Consider the following 13,235-nt stretch of genomic DNA (forward strand, 5'->3'; position numbering starts at 1 on the left):
GTTTAGTTTTATTTGCTGACAATGATTACCGTGTGGCATTCAAATTAACCTTGAATAAACCATCTGGAATTTTTACATCTGAATTTTCCATGTGGCTTATCGCAACGTCACGGGTTGCATATTTATCGTCGAGTTTGTTGCGGGTTATTTCTACCTCACGGCAGCCATCTAAAAGGAATGCAGACTTTTGCCAGGTATAGGGCGCGTACTTCTCGGTTTTAACAATCCGGTTGTTATCAAAATACAGCCCCCTTACAGATACGGCTCTTACCAGCGGTGCATCAAAAACCTTGAACTGATTGTTGGTGATGCGTATATTTTTATGATAAGGTTCGGTACTTGAATTTTGCGGTTGGTGTGATGGTGTAATAGTGATAACAGCCTCGCCCCACTCGCCGCGATTGCCATTTTTGTTACCGGAGGTAAGACAATTTTCAAACACATTGTTTTTTATCTGGAGGTTAGTGGTGGCACCTGCCTCAAACCAAAAGTTCAGGTCACCTTCAATTAAAATAGCTGTACCTGCGGTACGGAAATAGTTATCCTCTATCACTACGCGTTTAGGCGTTGTTACCAACAACCCACGCGCCCGGTTCCGCTTTAATACTTTACACCGTCGAAGCTCTAAGCCTGCTGTCCAGGTTTTGTTCTCGGCAAAGTCGCCAGCATTTACATTGGAGGGTACGGGACTGGTAAAAGTTAACGCGTAGTTGTCCTTGTTTTTTTTAACCGAGCTTACCACGCGTATTTCCCCTCTTTGGGCGGTGGTTTTGTTGATGAACCACACACTATCACCCACAGTGGTCAGCCGGGCATCCTTAAACTCGACGGTACTAGGGCCAGCTATTTTATTTATAGCCATGTTACGTCCATGAATATTAATAAAGTCGTCGCCCTGCCCTGTATGAGCACAATTTTCAACTTTGATAACACCTTTACAGTTTACAAAATTGGTGGCATCGGCAGCACAGCTAAATACCCGGCCCTTTTGATCATTTACACATATTGAAGCATTTCTCATAGTGATGTTTTCGGTCCGTTCGCCTCTTAACCCAAAACCTAACGTATAGTAGATTTTAACATCCTGCAACAATACATCCTTACTGTTTTGAATATATACGCCAACATTGCCATATCTTATGTGAAATAAGGCTACATAAGTTCCAATCTCGGGTTTTATATTGGGCTTACCATGAAACCTAACCACGCCGCCTGCAAGTTGCTCAGCTTTATTCTGAAAAATGTTACCCAAAGGCGCATCCCAGGTATTGTACACCACCTCCTTATTTAATTTATCATAAAGCGTTCCGTACATTTTCAACACCGGCAACTTCCAGCCCTCGCCGGTAAACTGTATAGTGTCCTTTTCTATTTGATAAGGGTAAGCTTCGCGGTCAATTTTTACGTCGAGATAGGTATCGGTAACACCAACCACCTGGCATTGCGACGTAAAGGGGCGATCCCAATCAACCGTAAAGTTTCGCAGCGCAATATTGGTGCTGGAGTCTACATTGGCAATCTGCATCTTTCCATGAAAGATAAATTCTGAATCGCCACCATCTATGGTTACGCCGTTTTGCTTATACACGCTCATGCCCACCGTGTTTGAACTTCCCTCCCGCGGGAAGAAATCATACCTGCCTTTAGGAAAATGTATGGTAATATTCTTCTTGCCTTTGCAGTAACCAAGAGCCCTGTTTATGGCAGGAATTACATCTGAGTAACTATTAGGGCTGCCGCCAAAAGAGGTTATGTTGATTGTTTCCTGCGAGTAAGCTTCGCAAAACAGGCATAACAATAACAACACTACACATGATTTCTTGAATATTTTATGTGCCATAATATAAGGTTTAATTAATTGGATAAGGTTTAGGCCGGTGTGTTTAGACGGGTGTGTTAATTGGTTAAAGGGCGCACTATGAATGATTTAATCTTCAATCCATGTTTCAAACAAGCTAGAGCTATCAGTGCCTAAGCCCAGCTCAACGCTTAAATTAGCAGTAGCGTTACGAACCGAAAATGCTTTCCCGATCACGCCATACTCTTTTTCAATATCCTTTGTGCTTGCCGGTTTGGCATCAGCTCGGCAAGGTTTAATTATCAGCAACTTTTTAGGCGCTAAACTTGCGGCAAGGTCAGGCAAATCATATTGCCCTATCGAACCGGCCACCGTACTGTGCAAAAACGATGGTTTGTAATTTTCATTTTCTACAATTGACAGGTAAGATGTATATGGCTCTATTATGGCAACCCGGTCTATATCATCACTAAAAGCAGCTGCGTGCAGCAACGCCGGTGATAAAGAACTATTAGCTAATCCAAATACCTTTTTAGCCCCGATTTGCGCTTTCAATAAGCGCGACAGCGTTACAATATCGCCAGCATGCACACCTGTGATACTCCGGCCAATGAGCATGGCAGAAAACCAATTGTTATAAGAAACGCTATCGATGTAAGAATCCCCCTGAAACACTCCCGGCCCCAATTCCCCGTTGCCGAGCATATCCGGCACCATTACGGTAACTCCCCGTTTTACAAACCATTCCACGTCGCCCGGTTTTGCGCCGTGTTCCGCTTTGCCCTTAGGATCCAGATAGAGAAGTGCCCGGTCGCCAGGAGTATTTGGCTTAAATAGCAGGTATGGTATATTATAGTCGCCCTCACCTTTCACCATAAACTTCTCAATCATGTAGCCATCGCGCTGTATGCGCCCGGTGAAAACGGGTTTAAATGTTTTAACCGGTTCACGAAAGCCTGAAATACGTTTAGCTACAGGCAAAAGGCTTTTTAAATAATCAAGTGAGTTTTTACGCTGATTGTTCAACGCTTTTATTTTGCCGGAGGCATCCTTACTATTCAAACTAAACACAGTTTCTGCCTTGTAAGAGGTAACCACCTGCCCGGTTTTAGTGACCTGAAGCTGTTTAGGTGATAGGAGTGCAATCTCTTCTTCGGTTGGCGAGCTTGGATTATTTAACGCTTTCTGAAAAAAAGCGTACATAGCTTCCCGGTTTTTCTTAGTAGATTCATGTCCGCCATCGTCAGTAACCATTGCAAACTGATCAGACTTGCCATACAACTTATACAAAGAGGCAATTTCTTCTACCGTTTCTATGGTGCCCTGTATAGGGAACATATCTCTGCTGGTGGCTATTACCAACGTAGACCTGGGTGCGCGTACCGCCAATAAATCGGCCATATCAATACCGCTACTAATGCCGTGTAAAAAATTCTGCTCAGCATCCTGCGGTCCTAATGATTGGTACAGCCAGCTAAAGCTTGTTACATAATCTTCGGGTGCTGCGGCCTTTATTCTATCATCAAAAGCAGCTATGAATGCGCTTTGCGTACCTCCGCCCGAGCGGCCGGTAATTCCTATGCGGTTAGGGTCAACCTCTTTGCGGGTAAGCAGGTAATCAACCGCCCTGATGCCATCCCAAATAAAATAATTAGCCAAAGTATTGCCGGTCAAGAACAACTGTGCGCCCGGATACGAATGCTCGCTTGACGGAGATACAAGACGGGAACGCTGAGTGGCCGAATCCAAATACTCCAATCTTTCGCCCTGGCCTAACGGATCATAGGCAAGTACAACAAATCCTTTTTTTACGAGGTTAAGAATAGCGGTTTGATAACCCGCCGAGCGATAGCCTTCCCAAATGTGTCCGCTGCAATAAACTATTGCTGGTGAGGGCCCATTTGCCTTACCCTTAACAGGTAGAAAAATAGATGCTGTAACATAGAACCCCGGCCGCGATTGACATACAACGTTCTCTACCCTATAACCGGGTCTTTCAATTGTTGATGTCACAACAGGTTTTAGCGGCTGCTTTTGAGGAAATGAGCCAACTGCCCGCCTCAACTTGTTGCGCATCAGCTCCTGCCGGGTCTGCCAATCTTTTAAAGTAGAAAGCTTGCTGATTTGAGTCGACCGGTCATTCAAATAGCCGTATGCCTGCTTGGCAAAGTAATGATACATAGCATTAGCAGCATCGGTATGAGCCATAAACTTACGTGTACTGCCAATGCCCTCAAACTCTGGCTGTGCGTGGCAAAGCAGACTTGTGATGTGTAGTAAGAAAATAACAAGGATGCTTCTACGTAAAAACCGCTGTACTTTTTGCATATTGCCTGGTGTTGCCATTTCATTGTTGAATGCAAGGTCAATTGATTTACAGTATGTCAATCATATTGAACCGGTTGAAAGATTGATATTTGTTACTGGTTTACCAAAGTGTTAACAGCATTGGCTTTGTACACCGCTTTATCAGTTATATACTCACCGTCCACTTTTATATTTGTTGCTTTAAGCTGTTTCACATCATCAAGGTATAATGCGGGGCGGGCGTCAGGAGCGGCTAACCTTACCTGAAAGTTATCGATATTGATGTTGTTGGCATGCCGCACGAACAAACCCGAGGCAGGTATGGTCCAGCCAAAAATGCGGTTTTCGGGGTACTCCTGCTCTTTTTCAGGCACTTTACGCTCAGCATCCTCACGGGTACCGCCGCCCTGACTGTTTATCAAAATATCCCGTAAGGTTACATTCTCAATATTGAATCCGGGCACACCTGCAATCATGCTCGACATACGGCTATGGCACGTGGCTGTGACGTTTGATATAATCACATTTTTAAAGCTCCCGGTAGGGTTTTTACGACTGCCTAACCGCATAAATAGGGGTGTTTGTACCCCCGTCATGGTAATATTGGTTATGCTTACCTGATCTAGAACGCCTCCGTCCACAATCTCTAAGGCAATGCCTGATATGCCGCTGATAGGCAAACCTATGTAATGATCGGCCTTATCTGCCCATTTATGAAACGGCGATTCGGTGGCCCGACGCAATGTGCAGTTACTGATAGATATGTTTTTGAAGCCGCCAATTGACCCTGTGCCCATTTTAATAAGGTTACAGTTTGATGCGGCTATACAATTGGTTATGGTGATGTTTTCGGTAACACGTTTGGTGGAATCCTCGCTTTTAAGGCAAATGGCATCATCGCCCGAGTCAATATGGCATCCTGTTATAATGATGTCCTTACCATCTATATCAATACCATCATTATTTAAGTTGGCATGCGAGTAAATGGACACGCCCCTAACGGTTACATGTTCGCTGCCGAACAGGCGAAGCGTCCATGATGCTGATTGTAAAAGATGGACATCCTCAACCAATACGTTTTTACAATTTTTAAAAAATATAATATACGGGCGGTTGGGTGCTTCTTCGCCAATGGTAAAATTACCGCCGTTGCCAAAAAGCGTACCGCTACCAGTAACCGAAACGTTTTGAACTTCGTTGCCCATTACCAGGCTGGTGTACTTGAAGCCGTTAGCAATGGCGCTGATTTTTGCCCCTGCTTCCAGGTGCAGGTTTATGTTTGATTTCAGGGATATCATCCTTGAGGCAAATTCTCCACCCGGTACAACCACCTTGCCGCCGCCTTTAGCGCTGCAATCATCAATTGCTTTTTGTATAGCGGCAGTATTGTCGGTTTTGGCATCGGCCTTAGCACCAAAATCGGTAATGAGGTAATCTTTGGCCGAAGCGTTATAGACTGAAGCAAAGAAAGCCAGTATAATTAGTAAGTGTTTTATGTTCTTTTTCATGGCCAATGTATATTGGATACAGACAATTATTGCGTTAAGTAATCTTTGATTTTAAGGTTGCTGTTTTTAATAAAATCAACTACAGTAAGTGCACCTGCCTGTGCTCCTTCGGTAGTTGGGTGTACGTGGTCATTAATAAAATATTTAGCTGTGGCTTCCTGTCCTTGCCCCTGGTACCTGTCTCCTATAATGTTGTTCAGATCCAAAAACAAAGCCGCCTTTTTTTCGGCTACTTCCTTACCCCATTTGCCATAGCTTTCATTTACCCGGTCTATTTTGCCATCTTTCCATTTGTCTTTAGGTACAGGCGAACAAATTACTACTGTAGCGCCTTTGGCCTTTGCTTCATCAACCATGCGCGATAAATACCAGCCATAAGTATGCACCACCTCTTTGCTTTTGGTGAAATGGTTTTGTAAAACAGTTGAGTCATCACCGGTACCTCTGAGGCTGCCTCTTGCACGTAGGGTGTCATTAACAGGGCTGTCATCATTATGCCCGAATTGGATGAATACTACATCGCCGCGTTTTAACTGCTTAACTATAGGTTTCCACATGCCGTTTTTAACCAGCGATGGGTCATGAAATACACCTGTGTAAAATGTACGGCTGCTGGTACCCGACACAGCCCTGTTTTGAATGCTCACCTTGGTGGTATCAAAATAACGGTACATAAGCTTTCCCCAGCCACCTGCAACCGTAGAATCGCCTACCAGGTATATGGTAGGTTTATCGGGTTTAACAAAAGAGATGAATATGAAGCACATGCCGGTAGTTAACAGGCATAGTAAAAATTTAATTCTTTTCATATACATAGGTTTTTATAAGTTGGTTGACGGAGTTTATTACTTGGCTGTTAAACGTGCAGCCCAACCACCACCCGGTGCAAGGCTTACCCTAATTTTACTGCCAGGATTCACGGTTGCACTTTCCTTTTTATAGTCGGTGGCATCGCGGTCGGCGTTTATGCCGTCTTTCATAACTACAGCGCTAAAAGTAGTTTTACCCAATGGCGAAAGATCGACCTCAATATCGCGGGCCGTCCAGTTGTTAAGTGCAGCTACAAACCACTGGTTCCCTTTACGGCGCGCCAAAACGGTGTACTCGCCTACTTTGCCGCCAAGCGGTACGGTTTCATCAAAAACCGTAGGTATGGCTGCAATAAAATCGGTGGTTTCCTGCTCCTTCATGTAAACCGTGGGATTATCAGAAAGCATATTAAGCGGTGCCTCATAGGTAATATACAACGCTACCTGGTGGCAACGGGTTCCCTGGCTCATAGGCATACTGTACGATGTAACATATTGCTTTTTAGTAGCGTTACGCATAGCGCCGGGTGTATGGTCAAGCGGGCCCGCCAGCATTCTGATGTAGGGCACTAAAGCTTCATAACCCGGAAAATCAACCTCTTTGCGCAGTGCCTTAAAGCTTTCAATACCAAAAACGCCTTCAAAATTCAGTACGTTTGGGTACGTTCTGTTTAAGCCGGTTGGCTTGTAAGCTCCATGAAAATCTACCAATAAGTTCCGCTCGGCAGCTTTTTTGGCGGCTTTGTAGTAAAAGCCCACCATTTTTTGGTCATCGCGGTTTATAAAATCTATTTTAAAACCTTTAATACCCATTTTAGCGTAGTGGTTATACGCCTCATCCATTTTTTGGTTCAGGGTATACATACCTGTCCATAACCAAACACCTACATTTTTACTGCGGCCATAGTCAATAATTTCCTGCAGGTTCAAATCAGGTATGATCTTCATAATGTCGGCCTTTTCCGACCATCCTTCATCAAGCATAATATATTCCAGCTTGTTGGCGGCAGCAAAATCAATGTAATACTTATAGGTAGTGGTGTTGATACCAGCCCTAAAGTCAACCTTTGATATATTCCAGTCGTTCCACCAATCCCAGGCAACCTTGCCCGGTTTGATCCAACCGGTATTGGCCACACGTGACGGGGAGGCCAGGTTATACACCAAATCGTTATCGAGCAAATCCTTATCCTGCTCGCTTATAGCTATTAAGCGCCATGGCAAGGTACGTTTGCCGCTAATTTTAGCTATATAATTTTCACGTTCGGTAACTACCGATTGTACATTGTTATATCCACCGCGCTTCTCATTTTTAGGAGCGGGTGCCATATCTGAAATAAGAGCGTTGGGCGAACTACCCCTTTTAAGATACATGCCCGGATAATCTTCCAGATCGGCCTCTGTAATTACTGCTTTCTTTCCATCAGCAAGTTCAACCAACAATGGTAAAAAAGCTAGTGAATCTTTCGCCGCTGAGGCCAGCGGTAAATGAGTGTAAATATTCTCAAATGATGATTGATACCTATCGGCGGCGCTGCGCTTAGGGTCAACGTAAGGGATATAGGCTGTAGGATTGCCAGCAAAATCAAAGGTTGATAGCTCAGATAGTACGGTAACCGAATCTTTTTGATTGAGCACAAACCGATAGGCCACGCCTTCGTTATACACCCTGAACTGAACCTGGTATCCACCTTTACAATCAAGCACCAGTTCATGATACTTGTCGTTCACTTCGGCCCTTTTGTAAAAGGTGGTTTTAATGACGTTATTCACATCGCGCTGCTTTGCGCTGACCACCTTTACATTACTGCCCAAGAACATTCCCTGCAATTGTACAGCTATAGCCGAAGGTTTAATTACCTCAGTACTATTGTGCTTTACCGACCAGAGCAAGGCACTACCGGCACTAACTGCAACAGAAATCTTTTGATCGGGCGATTTTAGTTCGTAGTGCTTACCGTTTTGTGCCTGCGCGGTATGATTAAGCGTTAATAACAACATTGCCGCAGCCAATAAGGAGCACGACATATTGCGCCCTAAACGCCTGGCACGACCCGACAATGGCGTGGATTGATTAGTGTTTATATGATGGGTGATATTTTGCATGAGTTTTACTTAGTCTTAAAGTTTAATGTTTGTTTCCATAACCGGATAGAGCCTGCTATGTAAGCGGCCTGAAGCTTGCGTACCTCGGGTGTATAGTGTGCATGATCTACAAAACGGTTGTCTCCCTGGGCCTCGGTAAAAGTAAAAAGGTCTATTTCGGGCACCTGATGGGCGATGAACACCTCATCGGCTATCTGATTGTACAGTTTAATGTCTTTATTAAAGCGATTAAACCCTTTATTTCGCCGATGTATAGAATCAATGATACCAGTGGTTCTTACCCACATCATCGGAATCTTTTTTTGTGAGATAAGCTTATAAATCTGTTCCAGGTTGCTGCGGTAATCGGCTTCTTCAACCGCAACCTTACCGGTGGTTGGATCCTTCTTTACATCGTGCAAACCACAGTTGAGCACAAAAAGATCGGGGTTAAAGGATGGGTCGTTTACTTTGCTTTTAAGGTATTTGAGTACCATGCGCGAATCGCCACCGTTGGAACCTACGGGAATGTCAAGATTTTTAAATGCTACAGAATCGCCTGTCTTTCTTTCGATGGTATATCCATCACCTAAAAACCTACTCAAATCAGTGCCGTACTGGAGTGATATACTATCGCCAAGTACAAATAGCCTGAAAGGTTTATAATTTACAAATGACGTAAGCGCAGCCAAACAAGCTGCAGCAGTTACCATTTTTAAAATCCTTTTCATGGTTTAGTTTATGTTAATTGGTTAGTGAGGCTATAGATGGCTTATCCGTCATCTCAAAGGTGAGTTGTCCACCTTTCATGATAGCAGCGTGGGTGATGTAAGGCAGTGTGTAAGGCTTGCCGTTCAGTTGTATGCGGCTTATGTAACGGTTACGATCGCTCAAGTTTTTTGCTTCCACAACAAAAGACTTGCCGCCTAACTTTAAGGTTGCCTTTTTAAACGCAGGCACCCCAAACACATATTGCCCCGAAGCCGGATTTACAGGGTAAAAACCCAGTGTACTGAATATATACCAGGCACTCATTTGCCCGCAGTCATCGTTACCGCTCAGCCCATCGGGTTGGTTACTGTATAAGGTGTTTATAATCGTATTTATCTTTTCCTGTGTTTTGTAAGGCGCGCCGGCCAGTGTATACAAATAAGCCACATTATGGCTAGGTTCGTTACCTTGTACATACTGACCAATAAGGCCGCTTACATCAACAGTGGCACCATCGCCATAAACTTTTGAATCAAGCGCAAAAAGACTATCAAGCTTTGATACGAAACGTTTTTTACCACCATAGAGATTCATCAATCCGTCTACATCCTGCATAACGTGCCAGCTGTAGTGCCAGGCGTTACCCTCAGTGTAATCACCTCCCGATGTATTGGCGTGAGATATCTTGAACTGATCGAAAGGTTTCACCCACGTTCCGTCGCTGTTTTTGCCACGCATTAAGTTGGTTGAACGATCGAAAAGGTTTTTATAAAAGCCAGACCGTTTGGTAAACATCTGATAGTCGGCCGTTTTGCCCATTGCTTTAGCCACCTGCGCTGCGCTCCAGTCATCCACTCCATTCTCGAGCGTCGTTGATACAGACTCTACTTTGTAAAGGTTAGATGGCAGGTAGCCATATTTGTTATAAAGTTCCCATTCGGAGTTGCGATGATTAGCGGTAAGACTTGTGCGCATAGCCTCATAAGCCTTGGCGGTATCATAATTACGTATGCCTTTCAGGTAAGCATCGGCAATAACAGGCACGGCATGGTTGCCAATCATGCAAAAGTTTTCATGCCCCCACAAAGTCCATATAGGCAGGTAGCCAACAACCTTGTAATGGTCAATCATACTGGCTACAATACCGTTTGTTTTTTGAGGATACAGGATAGTATATAGCGGGTTTAGTGCCCTGAACGTATCCCATAATGACAAGGTAGAGTAGTACGCTTTACCGGGCGATGTATAAACTTTATTATCAGCACCGCGGTATTGCCCGTTAACATCGGCAATATTGTTTGGTGCAACCAGGGCATGATACAAGGCCGTATAAAAAATTTGCTTTTGGGACTTTGAAGCGTCAATATCTACACAGGCAAGTTCGCGTTCCCATTGTTGGCGGGCGCGTTGGTGCAGTTGATCAAAGTCAACATTGCCCGCCTCTTCTTTTAGGTTTTGACGTGCATTTTCAATACTTACGCTGGATATACCCACTTTAACAATTACCTGCGAACGGTCGGGTTGAGTAAAATGGAATACTACCCTTTGGTTGCGCTTGGCGGTAGAATCAGACACCCAGGTGTAGCTGCTAAAAGGCTGATTAAGCTGCATTACGAAGTACACATGTTTGCGACCTGCCCATCCGTTGGTAATAGTATAACCTGATAGCGTAGTGCGGTTCTCCATTTTAAAATTGCTTTCCATCACATGCCTGTCAAGATTGCCGGGGGTTTCGCCCACCAAGCCATGGCGTAGATCGAGCAGTAAATTGGCAACTTGTTTGGCCGGATAACTGTAACGATGAACACCGACATGAGCCGATGCAGTAAGTTCGGCCTTTACGTCGAACGTTTTCAGCTTTACTGCGTAGTAACCCGCACTTGCTTTTTCGTCCTGATGAGAGAAAAAGCTTTTGTAATACTCCTGAGGCGTTACTTTGCCGGTAAATGGCATCAATAAAATGTCGCCCAGGTCTAACGCTCCGGTTCCGCTTAGGTGGGTGTGCGAAAAGCCCAAAATGGTACTATCTTCATGCCGGTAACCGGCACAATAATTCCAGCCAGCGTAACCGGTTTCGGGGCTTAGCTGCACCATTCCGTTGGGTACTGTGGCTCCCGGATACGTATGCCCGGTACCACCTGTACCAATAAAAGGGTCAACATAATTAACCACCTGCAACTGTTGCGGGTAAGCCAACTTGCAAATGCAAACACAAAACAAAAGGCAAAAAAAGTTTCTCATGGTACATAGGCTTGCTGCGATAGTTACAGCATTTTTTTGAATCATCATAAAAACGGCCGGGCAATAGGAACCCACTGACGGAGCAATAATGCACCCGTTGCCCAACCGATTTTTATATTATAGCAGTCTTTTATTAAAACTTAGTAACCCGGGTTTTGAATAAGGCTAGGGTTTGTTGCTATATCTCGGCTTGGTATAGGATACCATATTTTATACGGCTGAAAGTTTTGCTTAACCGAAACAGGATCTTGCCCGGTAAACATAACGGTGGTGCTCAAACTGCTTACCACGCTTGCTATTCTTCCGGTACGTATCAGGTCAATCCTTCGCCAACCTTCGGCAAAAAGTTCGCGTCCGCGCTCATCCATTAGCTCATCCATAAAGCTGGGTTTAAGGTAAGCAGTAGTGATGAGATTGGTTTTGGCAACATCATCTGCGCAAGCACGTAGCCTCACCTCTCTTAAGAGTGTCCTCGCTCCGGCCTCGTCGCCGGTTTGGAAGCGAGCCTCGGCATACATGAGTATGATGTCGGCAAATCGTAGTATAGCAAAATCGGCCTCTCCGCCCCAAACTACCACACCTCTGGCGGCGCGTGCTTTGGTATCATCTTCGCGCCATTTATTGGTTGATAAATTAGCTAGGTTTGCAGCTATAGGATCAGGGGTGTAATACTTATACCCGTTTACAGTAGTGAAATTGGTAGTAGTATTTAATAATCCACTAAAGCAAGTAATACGGCCATCGTTTGCGTTAAACTTGGTATATGATTCGCGTACGGGGCGTAAAAAACCACTTGTACCACTGTTGTCGCGCGTATTACCCCTTGGCCCCGCAAGTTGTGAAAAAAGAATATACTCCTGGTTACCGCCCGCGCCCGATTGCACAATCATCATATTTTCATCGCGTGCTATAGCTTCTGTAGCTGATAAGAATAGGTTATTGTATGGCCTTAAAAGCTTGTAACCGCTATTATCGTATATATCCTTGCAATATTTAAGCGCTTCGGCATATGAGGCGGCTACATCAACATAATCAAAACTGTTGAGCGGAAAGTTGAGATCCTGGCCAACGTTGTTTTGCTTGCCCGATGCTTCATACAGATACACCTTGGCTAAAAAGCCTGATGCCGAATACTTGTTCATGCGGCCAGCTGTGGCATTGCGGCTTGGCAACACATCGTAAGCAGCTTTCAAGTCATCTTTAGCCTGTTGAAGTACTTGCTGCAAGGTTGACCTTGGCGAAGTAAAATCAGGATCGGTTTTAGTGATCAGCGGCACACCACCCCATAGCCAACCTAAATAGGTATAAAACAACCCGCGTAAAAGTTTGGCCTCGCCAACTATTTGTGCACGGCGGGTAGCGTTCATGTTAATCGATGGAACTTTGTCTATTACAAAGTTGGCCCTGTTTATACCTGCATAAAAGGTAAAATATGAGTACCATATAAGTAGGTTTTCAGATGTGTAGGTGTAGTTATAAAATTGTACCAGTTCGGGTACACCAACGCTAAACCTAACGTCCTGCGAAAGATCATCAACCCCAAGGTTGGTCATGTAATGTATACCACGGCCCCAAAGCGCCTGGTTGCCTAACCCTTGTACACTGGGAGTGTTAAGCACATCATAAATTCCGGTTAAAGCCAGTTCGGCATCACTTGCAGTTTGGTAAAAATTGCCGGTAGATACCACCGAGGAAGGCTTTTCTTCTAATAACTTTTTGCACGAACCGCATACAAGGGCAAGTGCTGCTATCATAATAGTAAGTATACGATTCATA

8 protein-coding genes are annotated in these 13,235 nt (G+C 44.5%); all 8 read right to left on the minus strand.

Annotated features, from left to right (window positions below; translation table 11 throughout):
* Positions 1–25 precede the first annotated feature (25 nt).
* Positions 26–1,840, minus strand: coding sequence for a hypothetical protein (locus ABDD95_RS18505; protein WP_345948831.1), 1,815 nt, complete (start codon positions 1,838–1,840; stop codon positions 26–28).
* 87 nt (positions 1,841–1,927) lie between these two features.
* Positions 1,928–4,144 carry a prolyl oligopeptidase family serine peptidase gene (locus ABDD95_RS18510; RefSeq protein ID WP_345948832.1) on the minus strand — a complete coding sequence of 739 codons (2,217 nt, stop codon included), beginning with the start codon at positions 4,142–4,144 and terminating at the stop codon, positions 1,928–1,930.
* Between the two features lie 74 nt (positions 4,145–4,218).
* Positions 4,219–5,613, minus strand: a complete 1,395-nt coding sequence (locus tag ABDD95_RS18515; protein WP_345948833.1) for a glycosyl hydrolase family 28 protein — start codon at positions 5,611–5,613, stop codon at positions 4,219–4,221.
* A 26-nt stretch (positions 5,614–5,639) separates the two neighbouring features.
* On the minus strand, positions 5,640–6,422 hold the full coding sequence (locus ABDD95_RS18520) for a rhamnogalacturonan acetylesterase (RefSeq protein WP_345948834.1): 783 nt from the start codon (positions 6,420–6,422) through the stop codon (positions 5,640–5,642).
* 36 nt (positions 6,423–6,458) lie between these two features.
* Positions 6,459–8,528, minus strand: a complete 2,070-nt coding sequence (locus ABDD95_RS18525; protein ID WP_345948835.1) for a glycoside hydrolase family 97 protein — start codon at positions 8,526–8,528, stop codon at positions 6,459–6,461.
* Between the two features lie 5 nt (positions 8,529–8,533).
* On the minus strand, positions 8,534–9,238 hold the full coding sequence (locus ABDD95_RS18530; protein ID WP_345948836.1) for an SGNH/GDSL hydrolase family protein: 705 nt from the start codon (positions 9,236–9,238) through the stop codon (positions 8,534–8,536).
* 13 nt (positions 9,239–9,251) lie between these two features.
* Complete coding sequence (locus ABDD95_RS18535; protein WP_345948837.1) at positions 9,252–11,459, minus strand: GH92 family glycosyl hydrolase; 2,208 nt, start codon at positions 11,457–11,459, stop codon at positions 9,252–9,254.
* 140 nt (positions 11,460–11,599) lie between these two features.
* Positions 11,600–13,234 (minus strand): RagB/SusD family nutrient uptake outer membrane protein, encoded by a 1,635-nt coding sequence (locus ABDD95_RS18540; protein ID WP_345948838.1) that lies wholly within the window; start codon positions 13,232–13,234, stop codon positions 11,600–11,602.
* Position 13,235 lies beyond the last annotated feature (1 nt).

Origin of the sequence: Mucilaginibacter sp. PAMB04274 (assembly GCF_039634385.2) — a bacterium.
Lineage (GTDB): Bacteria > Bacteroidota > Bacteroidia > Sphingobacteriales > Sphingobacteriaceae > Mucilaginibacter.